The organism is Pseudomonas sp. B21_DOA (assembly GCA_030544685.1).
GTDB classification, from domain to species: Bacteria; Pseudomonadota; Gammaproteobacteria; order Pseudomonadales; family Pseudomonadaceae; genus Aquipseudomonas; species Aquipseudomonas fluorescens_AO.
Genome location: CP086683.1, coordinates 2,428,179 through 2,444,256, shown reverse-complemented (window position 1 = coordinate 2,444,256; position 16,078 = coordinate 2,428,179). Strand labels below are relative to the sequence as shown.

14 protein-coding genes and 2 pseudogenes are annotated in these 16,078 nt (G+C 60.1%); 2 read left to right on the top strand and 14 right to left on the bottom strand.

What is annotated here, in order from left to right:
• Nucleotides 1–90 precede the first annotated feature (90 nt).
• On the top strand, nucleotides 91–501 hold the full coding sequence (locus tag LJU32_11145) for a low affinity iron permease family protein (protein WKV91079.1): 411 nt from the start codon (nucleotides 91–93) through the stop codon (nucleotides 499–501).
• Between the two features lie 170 nt (nucleotides 502–671).
• On the opposite strand, the gene LJU32_11140 is transcribed toward LJU32_11145, so the two are convergent.
• From LJU32_11140 to yiaY, 11 genes are all read right to left on the bottom strand, one after another.
• On the bottom strand, nucleotides 672–1,175 hold the full coding sequence (locus tag LJU32_11140; GenBank protein WKV90629.1) for a DUF4142 domain-containing protein: 504 nt from the start codon (nucleotides 1,173–1,175) through the stop codon (nucleotides 672–674).
• 165 nt (nucleotides 1,176–1,340) lie between these two features.
• A complete protein-coding gene (locus LJU32_11135) occupies nucleotides 1,341–1,979 on the bottom strand; it encodes a LysE family translocator (protein ID WKV90628.1) in 639 nt (212 codons plus the stop codon).
• 60 nt (nucleotides 1,980–2,039) lie between these two features.
• On the bottom strand, nucleotides 2,040–2,456 hold the full coding sequence (gene fos, locus LJU32_11130) for a fosfomycin resistance glutathione transferase (protein WKV90627.1): 417 nt from the start codon (nucleotides 2,454–2,456) through the stop codon (nucleotides 2,040–2,042).
• Nucleotides 2,457–2,460: 4 nt separating this feature from the next.
• The gene (locus LJU32_11125; GenBank protein WKV90626.1) at nucleotides 2,461–3,180 is read right to left on the bottom strand and encodes a hypothetical protein; all 720 of its coding nucleotides are present in this window, start codon (nucleotides 3,178–3,180) and stop codon (nucleotides 2,461–2,463) included.
• Between the two features lie 36 nt (nucleotides 3,181–3,216).
• On the bottom strand, nucleotides 3,217–3,951 hold the full coding sequence (locus LJU32_11120) for a hypothetical protein (GenBank protein ID WKV90625.1): 735 nt from the start codon (nucleotides 3,949–3,951) through the stop codon (nucleotides 3,217–3,219).
• Between the two features lie 193 nt (nucleotides 3,952–4,144).
• Nucleotides 4,145–5,476 carry an MFS transporter gene (locus LJU32_11115; protein ID WKV90624.1) on the bottom strand — a complete coding sequence of 444 codons (1,332 nt, stop codon included), beginning with the start codon at nucleotides 5,474–5,476 and terminating at the stop codon, nucleotides 4,145–4,147.
• A 188-nt stretch (nucleotides 5,477–5,664) separates the two neighbouring features.
• Nucleotides 5,665–6,591 carry a hydroxymethylglutaryl-CoA lyase gene (locus LJU32_11110; GenBank protein WKV90623.1) on the bottom strand — a complete coding sequence of 309 codons (927 nt, stop codon included), beginning with the start codon at nucleotides 6,589–6,591 and terminating at the stop codon, nucleotides 5,665–5,667.
• The gene (locus LJU32_11105) at nucleotides 6,581–7,780 is read right to left on the bottom strand and encodes a CoA transferase (GenBank protein ID WKV90622.1); all 1,200 of its coding nucleotides are present in this window, start codon (nucleotides 7,778–7,780) and stop codon (nucleotides 6,581–6,583) included. The genes LJU32_11110 and LJU32_11105 overlap by 11 nt, the downstream gene beginning before the upstream one ends.
• 247 nt (nucleotides 7,781–8,027) lie before the next feature.
• Complete coding sequence (locus LJU32_11100) at nucleotides 8,028–8,963, bottom strand: LysR family transcriptional regulator (protein ID WKV90621.1); 936 nt, start codon at nucleotides 8,961–8,963, stop codon at nucleotides 8,028–8,030.
• Nucleotides 8,964–9,025: 62 nt separating this feature from the next.
• The gene (locus LJU32_11095) at nucleotides 9,026–10,312 is read right to left on the bottom strand and encodes a hypothetical protein (GenBank protein ID WKV90620.1); all 1,287 of its coding nucleotides are present in this window, start codon (nucleotides 10,310–10,312) and stop codon (nucleotides 9,026–9,028) included.
• Between the two features lie 856 nt (nucleotides 10,313–11,168).
• Nucleotides 11,169–12,317 (bottom strand): L-threonine dehydrogenase, encoded by a 1,149-nt coding sequence (yiaY, locus tag LJU32_11090; protein WKV90619.1) that lies wholly within the window; start codon nucleotides 12,315–12,317, stop codon nucleotides 11,169–11,171.
• Between the two features lie 154 nt (nucleotides 12,318–12,471).
• Here yiaY and LJU32_11085 point away from each other — a divergent pair, with 154 nt between their 5' ends.
• Nucleotides 12,472–13,491, top strand: a complete 1,020-nt coding sequence (locus LJU32_11085) for a DUF4917 family protein (protein WKV90618.1) — start codon at nucleotides 12,472–12,474, stop codon at nucleotides 13,489–13,491.
• Between the two features lie 164 nt (nucleotides 13,492–13,655).
• Here LJU32_11085 and LJU32_11080 read toward each other — a convergent pair.
• The 3 genes and pseudogenes from LJU32_11080 to LJU32_11070 all read right to left on the bottom strand — a co-directional run bounded on the left by LJU32_11080 (nucleotide 13,656) and on the right by LJU32_11070 (nucleotide 16,056).
• Nucleotides 13,656–13,998, bottom strand: a pseudogene (locus LJU32_11080) (YegP family protein).
• Between the two features lie 74 nt (nucleotides 13,999–14,072).
• Nucleotides 14,073–14,653: pseudogene (locus LJU32_11075) on the bottom strand (DJ-1/PfpI family protein).
• A gap of 176 nt (nucleotides 14,654–14,829) precedes the next feature.
• Nucleotides 14,830–16,056 (bottom strand): SAM-dependent methyltransferase, encoded by a 1,227-nt coding sequence (locus LJU32_11070; protein WKV90617.1) that lies wholly within the window; start codon nucleotides 16,054–16,056, stop codon nucleotides 14,830–14,832.
• Nucleotides 16,057–16,078 lie beyond the last annotated feature (22 nt).

Below are 16,078 nucleotides of genomic sequence, written 5' to 3'. Positions count from 1 at the left end.
TACCAAAGTCCTGCACCGAAACTTGTAAACAGAATTTTCAGCGCAACGCTGGTGTCTGAATTTCAAGCTCCCAAAACAAGGACTCCCATCATGAAATTCGCAAAAATTGCCCAAAAACTTGCCCTGTGGGCCGGTAGCCCGAAGACGTTCATGGGGGCGTTGATCCTGATCGGGTTGTGGGGTTTGAGCGGGCCGATTTTTGGTTACAACGACACTTGGCAGCTGATCATCAATACATCGACGACGATCATCACGTTCCTGATGGTGTTCCTGATTCAGAACACGCAGAACCGCGATACCGACATTCTGCATTTGAAGCTCGATGAGCTGTTGCGGGTGAACAAGGAGGCGCAAAACGCAATGCTCGGGCTGGAGGCGCTGGATTTGCAGCAATTGGAGGCGCTGCGCCAGCACTACCGAGCATTGGGTGAAAATCAGGTGTTCGATCTCAAAGGGCTTGGCGACAAGAGCAAGCCAAAGCAGGATTTGAATGAGTGCTGAGCAAATCCAGTGCGTAACCACAACTGTGGGAGCGAGCCTGCTCGCGAAAACGGAGGGTCAGTCAACACATCATTGACTGAGACAGCGCTTTCGCGAGCAGGCTCGCTCCCACAGGGCAAGCACCGCATTTCAACTGAAGGTCTCGCTCGCACTACAACAATAAGGCGAAGTTAACGACTGGCCTGCAACGCTCGAGCTTTCTCCAGATGGCTTTGCAGTTTCGGCAAGGTCTCATCGGCAAACGCTTTGATTTCCGGCACGTCGGTGGTTTGCGCCTGCTGCTCGATCTGGCTGATGGCCTCTTCAGTCGCTTTGACCTGGCTCGCGGCGTAGGCCTGATCAAACGTCGCGCCGTCCTTCACTTCCGGCATCAGCTCTTTGGCCTTGTCGGCGAGCTCTTCGCGAGGGGCCACCGGCAGGTCGAGTTTCTTGGCGATTTTCGCCAGATGCTGGTTGGCCGTGGTGCGATCATTGATGACAACGATAGTGTAATCCTTGACCTCTTTCGATTCGGTCTTGCCATGGGCCTGACGGCTGGCTTCGATGTCGGCCATGCCTTTGGCGGAGGCATCGTTGATGAATTCGGCTGGCGACTGGGCAAACGCCGTGCTGGCGCACAGGCCCAGCAGGGTTGCAAAACTGGCGTTACGTAAACGGGTGGCCATCCGGCTCATGGTCGCGCCCTCCTTCGTGGAAAATTCAAGCGGGCCGTGATTCGCCCGCGGCTCAAATAGTCGCGGCGGACAATTGTCCGCCTCAGTTAGGAAGGCTTTTACGGTCAAAGGTTTAGAAAAACTGCCGCAGGCGCGACGAACGGTTCAGTCACTATTTGCTCAGCATCAGCCCTTGTCGGGCATCAAACCCGGCAGCGCGTGCACCAGTGCGTTAATGGCAAAACCGATAAACATCACGCCGCACAAACGGGTGATCAGCAATTCGTGACGTTGATACACCGTGCGCACTCGCTGCGCGCCAACCACGCCGATGAGGATTGCGTAAGCCAGCGCGCCGCCGATAAAACTCAGGGCGATCAGCGCCGGCAGCATCGACCAGTTGAGCAGTTCAGCGCGGCTCGACAGCAGCGCCGTGAAGGTCGCCACCGCCACCGGGTAGGCCTTGGGATTGGTCAGGCCGAAGACAATGCCGTGCCAGAACGGCTGCCGCGCCGCCCCTTGCGCCTCGTCGCCGCTACGGCGCTGGGCACGCACTGCACGCCAGCCGAGCCAGAACAGATACACCGCGCTGAGCACGCCGAGCACATCGAAGGCGGTGCTGCCGATCTCCCGCGCACCGACAATCGCCACCAGCGCCGTGCTGCACCAGACCACATCGCCGAGCAGATGCCCACACAGAAACCCCGCCCCGGCCCGCCGCCCATGCGCCGCGCCAATGCCGAACACCGCCAGCACACCCGGTCCCGGCGTGATCCCGTAAATGAAACCCGAAGCCAGAACGGCCAACAGCAATGATGGAGTCATGGAAAACCTGCGAGCGCCAGAATACGTAGCGGCCAGTCTATATCAGCCGACTGCGCCCGATCACTGCGCGTCGTTAAAACGCATGCCGGGGTACGGTTTCTGCCGACACGCAGCCAGCCGCGACTGCAAATCGCCGACATGGGCTTCCAGCTTGTGGCCGTCGGGGTCGAGAAAGTAGAACGACGCGCCCTCGCTACGGTTGTCTCGCCACTGCGGCACCTGAGCCGATTTCAACGTCTCAACCAGTGAAGTGAAGTCTGCCGCGCTCACGCTCAAAGCGTAATGGGTATAGTCCGCGCCCGGCTCCCCACTGCGCTGAGGATCTTCTGACAAGCACAACCACAGTCCGGGCAGTGACAAATAGGCGCCGTTATCCCACGTCGCTTCGACGTCCAATTGCAGCACATCGCGATAGAACGCCAGACTGCGCTGCAGATCGCGGACGGCCAGGGTCAGGTGGTTAAGACCGGTAAGCATCGAATCAGTAACCTCTGAGGTCTTCGGGAACGACATATTGCTGGCCGTCGTAGATCAGGGTGACCTGGGTGTTCTTCAGGTTGGTGGTTTTCGAAGCGCATTGTTTGCCCGAAGTGAAAGACTCCATCAACGAACCGCTGGAACTGACGATCAGATCCGCAAACCCGTTGTGGCTGGATGAGCCGATTTCGACAGTCCTGCGAATGCGTGTGTCTCGCGTATCGCACTCCCCGGTACCCTCACCGAAATCCTTGCGCACCACTAGGCCTTCCAGCACTGGGCTTAAGCGATTGCCTTCGCGAACATACAAAGCCAGGTCGGTTTTGGAGTACGGATTCGCTCTGGAACCGTGGCTCATGAACGTCGATCGCAGCCCGAACGCACGGACATCCGCCGCCAAGCGGTAACGCGCCGTATCGATGATCAGATCATCGAAGCTGATCGCATCGGAGTTGTAAGCGCCGGGTTTGGCATAACTGGCGACTGTGTTGCCCGTCGTGGCGTTGATTACTGACAGTGCCAGATCGAACACGCCGTCTTGAGCACCCGCGGAATCGGGAACGAAGGTGGCCTTCGCTGCAATTGATTGAGTGTTGAACGCAGGCCAGATTTTGCAGCGCGAGAGAGTATGGCCGTCGAATTTTTTTACTTCGCAAGCGGCATGGACCTGAGCCGTAAGCGCGAACAAGCCGAGGGCGATATAGATTCGGAGATGCAGATTCATGATTCTTCCTTGAAGTATTCGTATCAGTAACACCAGTCACATGCCCTTGAAACCTTGCGGCAAAACGTAGGTTTTGCCGCCATAGCGCAACGTGGTCAGCACCGGCTTTTCGTGGGTAGTTTTCGATTCGCAGGTGTCGGGTGCCCCCTCACCGACCAGGCCCGTAGTGACTGAGCGGACAATGATATCGGCGTAACCATGGGAACTGGTCTTGCCCATCTCAAGCGTACGCACCGTCTCCGAGCGCTCTCCGGCGCAATTGCCATCCCATTCGCCACTGAAGCTGTAGACGAGCAAGCGATCCAGCACCGGGCGCAGTTTGTCGCCCTCTTTCACATAAAGTGAAAGCAAGATTTCATCCAGCGGATTAACGCGTGACGAGCCTTTGAAATGGGCGCGTACGCCGAAAGCACGGAGGTCGGGCGTGAGTTTATAGCGCGCGGTATCCAGTTCCAGATTGTCGAGCGCGATGGCATCGGAGAGAAATGCCGACGGCTGATGATAGGTCGCCAGCGGCTTGGGGCTGCCAGCGGTAGTGACGGCCAGAGCCAGATCGTACGAACCCACCCTGCCGTCCTGGCCATAGACCGGATCGGACACAAACGTCGATAGCGCGGTGATCGTCAGCGATGGATAAGCCGGCCAGTCCTTGCACAGCGAGAAATCCGCTTCCCCGCTGACCCCAGGCGGCGTGCAGTCGGCCCACGCCTGCCCAGCCATCAACCATCCACAGAGCGCTGCAGCGCTGATCCATATGGACTTCATTGTCACTTCCCGCTCCTTGATGACATTTGCAGCCGCGCACTATCCCCTTCTGCATCGGAGGATTCAACAGATCAGGCCAGCGAATCTTCTCATGTGTCTGAAGTGGGAATTCGCGAGCAGGCTCGCTCCCACAGGAAAGAGCATTCCAAATGTGGGAGCGAGCCTGCTCGCGAAGGCGTCATCACAGACGCCGCCAATCTCAATACTTGTCCAGCGTACGCAACTTTTGCGGCAGGCCCCACAGCAGCAACGCTGCCGCGATCAGCGCGGCGACGCCGATGACGTACAGCGCCGGGGTGGTGCTGCCGGTGAGGTCCTTGATGCGCCCGACCATGACCGGGCTGACGATCCCGCCGAACTGCCCCAAGGTATTGATCACCGCGATCCCGCCTGCCGCGCCGGCACCGGCGCCCGCCAGCAGCTTCGGTGGCAGGGTCCAGAAGCTCGGAATCGAAGCGATGATGCCCGCACCGAGCAGGCCGAGCGCGACGATCAGGAAGGTCGTGTGGCTGGCGAAGATCCCTGCGCTGAAAAAGCCGATCGCACCGACGATCACCAGCCCGGCGACGAACTTGCGCCGTTCACCGGTGGCGTCTGACAAGCGCCCGATCACCACCATGCTGATCGCCCCGCAGATGTACGGAATGGCGGTCAGCAGGCCGATCATCACCGGGCTTTCGGTGCCGGCGCTGCGGATCAATTGCGGTGCCCAGAAATTCAGGCCGTAGGACGCGACCTGAATCAGGAAGTAGATCAAACCCAACGTCAGGAAACCGGGAATTTTCAGCGCCGCGAGCAATGAGCCGCCGCTCTTGTGTGGCTCGTGATGGGCGATGCGGCTGGAGAGCAATTTCTTCTCGTCAGCCGTCAGCCAGTGCGCATCCTCGATGCGGTCCTTGAGTTGGGTCAGCACGAGAAAACCGAGGGCGATACACGGCACACCACCGAGCAGGAACAACCAGTGCCAGCCGCGCATCTGCAACACGCCGTCGAGGTGTTGCAGCACCAGCCCCGAGAACGGCGCACCGACCAGTCCGGCGAACGCCGAGGCGAGAAACAGCATCGAGGTAATGCGGCCACGGAAGTGCTGCGGAAACCACAGGGTCAGGTAATACAGCACGCCCGGGGCAAACCCGGCTTCCATCGCGCCGATCACGAAGCGCAGCGCATAGAATTGCCACTCACTGTTGACGAAGACCATCGCCGCCGTCGCCACGCCCCACGACATCATGATCCGCGCGATCCAGCGCCGCGCGCCGACCTTGTACAGCATCATGTTGCTCGGCACTTCGAACAGCACGTAACCGACCACGAACAGCCCGGCGCCCAAGCCATACGCGGTATCGCTCAGGCTCAGGTCGGTCTGCAGCTGGAATTTGGCGAAGCTGATGTTGATGCGATCGAAAAAGGCAAAGAGGTAGCAGACCATGATCAGCGGCATCAGGCGCCAGGCGACTTTGCTGATCAGGGCTTTTTCGGCGTCGTGATCGACGGACGGATTCACGCCCGCCTCCATTACATTGAGGCTCATAGGTTTTTCTCCAGGCGGACTATCGATGGGCGTCCGATTGTTTTTGTTGTCTGGTGATGACGCTCACTGTGGAGCGCTTTTGTGTGGGAGCTGGCTTGCCAGCGATGGCGTCAGTTCAGCTAACGCTTTCGTTGAATTTGCTGCCGTCATCGCGGGCAAGCCCGCTCCCACAGGGGTACTGGTGTGTCTCAGGTGGGCATCGGATGCAGATCGCAATTGCGCCCGGCCTTGGCCAACTGACCGGGGACGTCGTGGCCTAACAGCGCCGGCAAGCCGCGCGAGAGTTCCAGCAGCAGCGGCAAATCGATCCCGGTGGGAATGCCGACTTCTTCGCACAGATTCACCAGATCTTCAGTGCAGATGTTGCCCGACGCACCCGGCGCAAACGGACAGCCACCGAGGCCACCCAACGCCGCATCGAAGCGCCGTGCACCGGCCTCGTAAGCGGCCAGCACATTGCACAGTCCAAGGCCGCGAGTGTTGTGGAAATGCAGGGTCAGATCGGCCGGCGAAACCCGCTGCAAAACGCGCCGCACCAGACGATCGACCTGACGCGGATTGGCCATGCCGGTAGTGTCGGCGAGGCTGATGCCCTGAATGCCGAGTTCCTGATAGGCGTCGACGATGTGCAGCACGCGGTCCTCGTCAATCTTGCCTTCGAACGGGCAACCGAACGTGGTGGCGATGCTGCCGTTGAGGCGCACACCCGAGCCGCTGACAAACGCAACGATGTCAGCGAACGCGGCCAGCGACTCCTCGCAACGCATGCGCATATTGGCCAGGTTGTGGGTCTGGCTGGCGGACATCACGAGATTCAACTCATCGGCATTCGCCGCCAGTGCCCGTTGCGCGCCTTTGAGGTTGGGGATCAACGCCACGTAAATCACCCCTGGCTGACGCTGAATGCCGTTGAACACTTGCTCGCCGTCACGCAGGGCCGGAATGGCTTTGGGCGAGACGAACGAGCCGGCCTCGATGCGGCTGAATCCGGCCTGTGACAATTGATTGATCAGGGCGATCTTGTCAGCGGTTTCCACCCACGTCGGCTCGATCTGCAAACCGTCGCGGGGCGAGACTTCCTGGACGATCAGGGTTTGCGAATAGTCAGTGATCATTGCACCACCCCTGGCCTTTCAGACGTTCAATGTCGAGTTCAGTCAGGCCAAGATTGGCGAGAATATCGTCGGTGTGCTGGCCCAGTTTCGGCCCCGACCAGTTCACCCCGCCCGGGGTCTCCGAAAGTTTGGGGACGATGCCGGGCATCTTCACCGTTGCGCCGCCGGGCAAGTCGGCATTGAGCAGCATGTCCCGCGCCTGATAGTGCGGATCGGCGACGATGTCAGCCACCGAGTAGATGCGCCCGGCCGGCACTTCGGCAGCTTCGAGAGCAGCCAGTACCTCATCGATCGGCAGGCTGCTGGTCCAGTGCGTAATGGCTGCATCGAGCAAGCCGCTCTTGGCCGCGCGGCCGTCGTTGTGGGCGAATTCTTCTGCGTCGGCCAAATCAGCGCGGCCAATGGTGTGCATCAGGCGCTTGTAGATCGGGTCGCTGTTGCCGGCAATCACCACGTAGGCGCCGTCCGCCGTGAGATACGTGTTGGAAGGCGCGATGCCCGGCAGCGCACCGCCGCTGCGTTCACGCACATGGCCAAGCATGTCGTATTCCGGCACCAGGCTTTCCATGACGTTGAACACGCTCTCGGCCAGCGAAACATCGACGATCTGTCCACCGCCCTGCCCGGTCTTGACCCGCAGCAGCGACATCAATGCGCCGATCACCGCGTGCAGCGAGGCCAGCGAATCGCCGAGGCTGACGCCGACCCGAGCTGGTGGCGAATCGGGATTGCCGGTGGTGTAGCGAATGCCGCCCATGGCCTCGCCAATCGCACCGAAACCGGGACGGTCGCGGTACGGGCCGGTCTGGCCGTAGCCGGAGATACGCACCAGGGTCAGGTTCGGATTCAGCGCATGCAGCACGTCCCAGCCCAGACCGAGTTTTTCCAGCGCACCGGGGCGCAGGTTTTCGATGATCACGTCGGCGTCACCGGCCAGTTGCTTGACCAGTTCGATGCCTTCAGCGGATTTGAGATTGAGTGCCAGGGATTTCTTGTTGCGCGATTGCAGGTACCACCACAGCGACGTGCCCTCGTGCAGCTTGCGCCATTTGCGCAGCGGGTCGCCTTGGCCCATGGCTTCGATCTTGATCACCTCGGCGCCGAACTCGGCAAGCATGCGCGCGGCAAACGGCGCGGCGATCAGGGTGCCGATCTCGATCACTTTGATCGCACTCAAAGGGGCAGTCATCGCGGGGTACCTCTTGTTCTTGGAATATGTCGCCAAGGCTAGAGGAACGATCGTCAGCGAATCCAGCCGTCACTCGGCAATGGGCGTTCGCGAAATGCGAATGCTTGAGCGATGTGGTGAATTCGAAGCCGCCTTCGCGGGCAAGCCCGCTCCCACAGGGTTCAAAGTCAGCCGCACAATTTGCATACACGCTGGAAACTGTGGGAGCGGGCTTGCCCGCGAAGAGGCCGGCCCATTCAATAGAGATTCAGGCGCCCTGCTCACGCAAATGCTCAAACAACATCCGGCTCACCGGCGACAACCCCGCCTCATCGCGCACCACCACAATCAGCGCGCGATCCGCCCACGCATCGGTCAGCGGCACCGCGCGCAAGCCCAATGCCTGACCAAACAACTCATAGGCTCGTTGCGGCAGAATGCCGATGCCCATGTTCGCCTGGACCATCCGGCAGACCGCATCGAATCCCGGCACATGAATGCGGATGCGCAGGACTTTACCGGCCTGCCGCGCCGCTGCATGGGTACGCATGTTGATCGAACTGGCCGCGTGCAAACCAACGTAGTCGCTGTCGAGGGTTTCATCGAAGGCCACCGATTCCCGCGCAGCCAACGGATGCTCCGGCAGCATCACCACCACCAGTTTGTCCTGGCGATACAGCGCGCTGTGCAGACCTTTGATGTCGCTGTCGTCGGAGCAGATGCCGAGGTCCGCAACGCCGTCGAGCACGCCCTGAATCACCCCGGCGCTGGGCCGTTCTTCAAGGTCGGTCTTGACCTGCGGATGCTGCGCGGAGAAGTCGCGCAAGTCTTCGGGCAGGAATTGAATGATCGCCGAAAGATTGGCCAGCATGCGCACGTAACCACGCACACCGTGGCTGTGCTCGCCTAGCTCCAGGCCCATCTTCTCGACATTGAAGAGCATCTGCCGCGCATGGTGCAGCAGGGTTTCACCGGCCGGGGTGAGGACCATGCCTTTGGCCTGGCGCACGAACAAAGCGATGCCCAACGCCTCCTCTAACTCCATCAGCCGCTTGCTCGCCGCCGAAACCGCAATGGCTTCGCGCGCAGCCGCACGGGTCAGGGTGCCCTCTTCGTGGACGGCGACGAACAGTTGCAGAGTGATCAGGTCGAGACGGCGGATCAGGCTTTTTGCAGCATGCTGGGCTCGAAGGCAGAGGTTCATCCGAGCCGGCAGGATAGCCCGGTTTTACCTCTGCCTGCTCGATGTCCGATGGTCTTGCGCCGTTATGCGACAGCCGCGGTCAACAAGCGGACCAATTGTGCGCTGTCGTCCCTGCGCCCCAATACCAGGACTGAAGAGCCTTGCAGGCAAGCGTCGATGGCTGACCATGAAACGTCTCTCGAGCCCTCGACATCAAACGAATCATCCACTGCACCATCGACCAGAAAGCCTCCCGTCAACAAGCCCCGTGCGCTGCCCGAGGTCTGGCCGACTGCAACGATCCGTTTGCCGGCGATGTCGTCCAGCGCAAACCCTGCCGTCCATTGCCTGAGATCCAGTAGCTGTGTCGCTGGGGTGATCACAGGATTTTTGCTATTGAACGTTTCGTCCAGCTCACCGGTATGGTTGATACCACTGATGAACGCATGTTGCAGTTTCGTGCCTTCCGTTGACTCGACCGCCGAACCGAACAGAAGCAAGCGCTCTGCCGTTTGCTCAATGATCTGCTCCACGCGGCTTTCGAGCGGGTGGCCATCGCGCTGAAGGTTCAATAGCAATACGCCCTTGTCGCCGAACGCTTCTGCAACTTTCCCGTTGCGGTCGAATGCCATGACCAACCCCTGATTGGTTATTTCTGTTTTGCCGTGCAGCAGAATCAGCCCATCGTCGAGCTGGATGATCCCGGACAGCGAAATGGCCACGCCTGGCAGCGACAGGGGCAGCCAACCGTTGCTGGCGAACGATAAATCGTCCGAGCCATCGAGATGGAATCGCGTCAACAGGCCACTGCCCTTTTGCGCGGTCACGAACAGCAGCCTGTCCGGCTGCGCAAGCTGCGGATCGGATTTCGCCAGCAGCAGTCGCCCATGCGTGGCACCGAACAGGGAAGGAATACGCATGGGCACAATCCGGTAGCCATTCTTGTCGCCGCCGAACTCGATGTCCGGCGAGCCATCGGACAGAAACCGGGCGATGACTTGCTGGTATTCAAGCGTCTTGTCTTTGACCATGCCAATCACACCGCACATCCAGAACCGTCCGAGCGCATCAACGATCAACGGCCCGCCTTGCGTGAGCGAGCCTGTGCCGAACTGGCCGCTGAGATATCCGCCTTCGCCGAAAGCCGGATCCGGATTTCCATCGGCATCCAGCCGCGCAAGGCCGTAGTACGAATGGCCCGATTGCTCGACGGTAGCGCTGACCATGATCTGCCCCGACGGAGTGATCGCCACGCCTTTGGCAATGGTCTCGCTCGCTCCGGGAAACTTCAGCGCTCGCAGACCAAAGAGCGCATCCAGCTCCCCGGCTGACTGCGCGTTTGGGGGCAATGGCACGGCGGATTCCAACATGTTCGCATTCTCCTCAAGAGATCGACGTCGATCCCCTCGTTGCGAGCATTCGACCCGAAGCCGCCACGCCGGACAACTGACATAAATGACAGTTTTTTAGAAGAAAACGAAATTACGCTATGTGCAAAAGAGACTGAATGACTGGTAGTTCTTACAGGTTCGAATTCAGGCACGTCATGCCAGTCTCAGCATTCAAATCAGCCATGGACGAGAAGCATGATGAGCACTCGCGACGAGCAAATGCCACAACCTGCCCCGGCCCCGACCATCACCTGTCCCGAGGACGCCAGCACGACGGGACCTGCGACTTTGTTGCTCGGTAGCGGCATACCCCACGCTCTTGTGCAGGTCTGGAACCTTGAAAACACTCATTCACTCGGCGAGGGGCTGGTCAGCGAAAACGGACGATGGGCGTTCAGCATCAACGGCGTCCAGGCCCAGGGCCAGCAGAAGATTCGCGCACACCAGACCTATGGAGGCATCACGTCTGCATGGAGTGACGTGCGCGAATACGAGGTGCGACTGCGGCCCGAGATCGACGTCCCGGGCGTTGTCGAACCGATTGAGGGCGCGCAGGTCGATACGCCGCTGATGTTTTCAGGAGATGTCACGCGAGCCGAGGGTTTCGTCAGTATTTTCGATCTGGACACTGGCCTGGAGATTGCCAGAGCAGCGGTCGAAAGCGACCGGAAATGGCAAACCCCGGCTGCACCCTCCTGGCGGTCGGGCAGTACCGGATATCCGCTGTCCACAACATCACCGGCCAGGTTTCAGATTGGGGCCGTGTGCGGACATTTGCCGTGGTCGCAGAAGCAAGCGAGGGACTGTTCGACTTCGCTCGCCTGCGCGCTTTCATTCAAAACGCATTGCGAAAAATCTCTTCGATCTGGCGCTGATCCGCCGCCCGCGGATTGGTCAGTCCGCAGGCGTCCTTCAAGGCGTTGGCGGCGAGCACCGGGATGTCGCTGAGCTTGGCGCCCAACTCGCGCAGTCCACCGGGAATCTCGACATCTTTGGCCAGACTGCGAATGGCATTGATCGCCGCTTGGGCGCCCTCTTCCGCGCTGAAACCGCGAATGTCCGCGCCCATGGCGTGGGCGACGTCCCGCAGGCGATCAGCACAGACCTGCGCATTGAAACTCTGCACATGCGGCAACAGCACGGCGTTACAGACGCCGTGAGGCAAGTCGTAGTAACCGCCGAGTTGATGCGCCATGGCGTGGACAAATCCAAGCGAGGCGTTGTTGAACGCCATGCCGGCGAGGAACTGCGCGTAAGCCATGTTCTCCCGCGCCGCCAGGTCGCTGCCGTCGCGCACGGCCAGGCGCAGGTTGCTGCTGATCAGGCTCATGGCCTTCAAAGCGCAGGCGTCGGTGATCGGGTTGGCAGCGGTCGATACGTAGGCTTCGATGGCGTGGGTCAGCGCGTCCATGCCGGTGGCGGCGGTCAGGCCTTTGGGCATCGCGACCATCAATTCAGGGTCGTTGACCGACAGCAGCGGCGTGACGTTGCGGTCGACGATGGCCATTTTCACGTGGCGCGATTCGTCGGTGATGATGCAGAAGCGCGTCATCTCGCTGGCAGTACCGGCGGTGGTATTGATCGCAACCAGCGGCAGTTGCGGCTTGCTCGAACGGTCGACACCTTCGTAATCGCCGATCCGCCCGCCATTGGTCGCGCACAGGGCAATGCCCTTGGCGCAATCGTGCGGCGAGCCGCCGCCCAGCGACACAATGAAATCGCAACGGCTTTCCTTCAACAGCCCCAGACCTGATTCGACATTGGCTGTGCTCGGGTTGGGTTTGGCACCGTCGAAGATCACCGAATCGATGTCCTGCATCGCCAGTTTCTCGGCGATCATCGCGGCGACGCCGGCCTTGGCCAGCCCGGCGTCGGTGACGATCAATGCCTTGTGAAAACCGTAATTGCGGATGGCAAGCATGGCTTCGTCGAGGCAGCCGCTGCCCATGATGTTGACCGCCGGAATGAAGAAGGTGCTGCTCATCGTATGTCTCCTGACTGGAGCCGGATCGACTGCCTCGATTCGGCGGATTCACACAGGATCGACCGATCGGTCACAAGCAATGTTGATCTGGCTCAATGTCCGCTCGTGATAAAGTCGCCGTCCATCTGCCCTTTGTTTTGAGATCGCCCAAGCAATGACCGATTTTCTCAATGTCGATGCCACCCTCGAAGACTGGAGTGCCCTGCGCGCCACGACCGCTTTCAGCGGTTTGCTGGTGGGCAATGGCGCCAGTCGCGCGGTATGGGATGACTTCGGCTACGACTCGCTGTTCGAAAACGCCCGTACGGTCGAAGAGAAACCGTTGAGCCCATCGGAACTTGCGGTGTTCGATGCGCTGCAAACCCGCAGCTTCGAGCAAGTGCTGGGCGCCCTGAAAACCACCAGCCGGGTCAACAAGGCGCTGGCGGTGAGCTCGGCGGCGCCGCGCAATCGCTATTACGCGATCAAGGAAGCGCTGATCAACACCGTGCACGCTGTGCACATCCCGTGGCGGCTGGTGCAGCCTTCGACTCTGGCGGTGCTCAATGCTGAACTGGCAAGCTACCGCACGGTGTTCACCACCAACTACGACTTGCTCAACTATTGGGCGCTGCAACACCCGGGCGAAGCCATCGACGACCTGTTCAATGGCGCGGACGCGAGTTTCGATCTGAGCCAGAGCGCCACGGAAAAACCGCGTCTGCTGTACCTGCACGGCGGGCTGCATCTGGTGCGCAATCAGGACGGCACCGCACGCAAACTGACCTCGACCGAGGGCACCCTGCTCGGCAGCTTCGCGATCAACAACACGATCAAGACGCTGGACGACGTGCCGCTGTTCGTCACCGAAGGGCCAAGTGCGGACAAGCTGAAGACCATCCGCAGCTCGGATTATCTGTCGTTCTGCTACGAGCAGTTACTGGCCCACGATGACAGCCTGTGCATCTTCGGCCACGCGCTGGGCGAGCAGGATGCGCACCTGGTGCGGGCGTTGCGCCTCGCCAGACCGAAGTGCGTGGCGATCTCGATCTACCCGCGCAGTGCCGCGTTCATCCAGCATCAGAAACGTCACTACGCCAAGGTGTTTGAAGGCACCGGGGTTAAGTTGCGGTTCTTTGATGCCAAGAGTCATGCGCTGGGTGATCCGAAATTGTCGGTACCGGTTGAGGTTTGATATTGGCCGGGCTGACGCCTTCGCGAGCAGGCTCGCTCCCTCATTGGAATGCGGTCACCTGTGGGAGCGAGCCTGCTCGCGAAGACGGCCTGTCAGCCAATACAAAAGGTGACTGGAACACCGCTTTCGCGAGCAGGCTCGCTCCCACAGGTTGATGTCGGATTTCAGAGGACAGGCAGGGTCTTGTCCTTGATGGTTTTCGTCGGGCCGTTGGCCTTCACGCTGGCGATGCCCTTGTCACACGCGCCATCCGATGAATACGACTCGCTGCTGCCGATGATCTGGTGATTGGCTGCCTTCAGGTTGAAATACGGGTGACCATCCTTCGTCGCTTTTTTCGTAACGCTCAGCCAGCGGGCTGTTGGTCTGAACCGATGCGATACCACCGTCGGCACCGGCGCGGGTGCTATACAGCTCACTGGTCAGAATCGTTTCGGCGTTCGCCGCTTTCAACACGAACCTGAACTGGCCGTTGCTGCTTTTGCTCACTTCGTACCATCCGGACATGCCTGTTTCTCCTGGGCGATTGAGAGATCTCGCGCTTCAGAGTAAAGACCAGCCCCGCGGTCTGTCGCATGCGACTACAGGGTGATTTTGGTGCCGAGCAGGCCGAGGAAGCCGGCCAACCAGTTTGGATGCGCGGGCCATGCCGGAGCAGTGGCGAAATTTCCTGAACGTGACCCTCGGTCACCGGAATGTCGATGAACGTGCCGCCGGCCAAGCGCACTTCCGGGGCGCAGGCCGGATACGCGCTGCACTCACGCCCCTCGAGCACACCCGCCGCCGCGAGCAGTTGCGCGCCATGGCAGACCGCTGCGATGGGCTTGCCGGCGTTGTCGAAGGCGCGCACCAGTTCGAGGACTTTGTCATTCAGCCGCAGATATTCCGGCGCACGACCGCCGGGAATCAGCAGCGCGTCGTAATCGGCTTCGCTGGCCTTGGCGAAATCGAAATTGAGCGCGAACAGGTGACCGGGTTTTTCGCTGTAAGTCTGATCGCCTTCGAAATCATGAATCGCAGTGCGTACAGTGCTGCCGGCAGACTTGTCCGGACACACGGCGTGGACCGTGTGGCCGACCATCTGCATGGCCTGGAACGGCACCATCACTTCGTAGTCTTCGACGTAATCGCCGACCAGCATCAGGATCTTTTTCGCGGCCATGGGGAAACTCCTTGGGGAAAGGTCTGGGAGTATTCAAGGTAGACCCAAATTGAGCTGCAAGCTGCAAGCTTCAAGCTCAAGAAAAAACAAGATCACCCAAATCAGGCACACCAGCGTCATGCTTCAACTTGCAGCTTGCAGCTTGCAGCTTGCCGCTTGAAGCTTGCAGCTGCCTCTCAAGGCATATAGCCGTCAGCGCGCAGCAGGCTTTCCAGGCAGTGTTCGCTGATGTGGTAGAAGGCCTTGAGCTCTGCGATCTTCGCCAACAACTGCGCTGGATTAACGGGCTCGGCGCGTTTCACCGCCAGAATCATCTTGTTCTTGTTGGTGTGTTCCAGCGAGATGAATTCAAACACCTTGGTCTCGTAACCACAGGCTTCGAGGAACAACGCGCGCAAGCTATCGGTGACCATTTCCGCCTGTTGGCCAAGGTGCAAGCCGTATTGCAGCATCGGCTTGAGCAGCGCCGGGCTCTGGATCTGCAGGCGGATCTGTTTGTGGCAGCACGGCGAGCACATGATGATCGACGCCCCCGAGCGGATGCCGGTGTGGATCGCGTAATCGGTGGCGATGTCGCAGGCATGCAGCGCGATCATCACGTCCAGCTCACTCGGCGCCACCGTGCGCACGTCACCGCACTTGAACACCAGCCCCGGATGTTCAAGCTTCGCCGCAGCGGCGTTGCACAGGTTGACCATTTCTTCGCGCAACTCGACGCCAGTGACTTCGCCCTCGGCCTTCAGCGTGTTGCGCAGGTAGTCGTGAATGGCGAACGTCAGGTAGCCCTTGCCCGAACCGAAATCGGCGACCCGCACCGGTTTGTCCAGCGCCAGCGGCGACGAGGTCAGGGCATGGCTGAACACTTCGATGAACTTGTTGATCTGCTTCCACTTGCGCGACATCGCCGGGATCAGCTCGTGTTGCGCATTGGTCACGCCCAAGTCCTTGAGGAACGGGCGGCTCAGTTCGAGAAAGCGGTTTTTCTCGCGGTTGTGCTCGGCGGACGGCGCTTCGCGCAATTGCTGAGGTTTGCTCTTGAACAGCGAACTCTTGCCCTTTTTGCTGTATTCCAGCTGTGCTTCGTCGGTCAGCGCCAGTAAATGCGCATTTTTGAACGAGGTCGGTAGCAGAGCGGCAATCAGCGCCACGCCCTCGTCAAGCGGCAGGTTCTTGGTGATGTCGCGGGTCTTGGAGCGATAAACGAAGGACAGACACGGCTGCGCCTTGACCGTTACCGGTTTGATGATGACCCGCTGCAGATCTGCCTCTTCACCGACGTACTTGGCCAGCACCAGTTTAATGAAACCGTTGTCGCCGAGGCTGGTTTGCAGCAGCTCGATGAACTGGGCGTGGTGATCGGCGGCCGGTTTGGCGGACGGCGCGGAAGAAGCGGAAACGGACATGGACAAGCGGCCTCGGACGGGC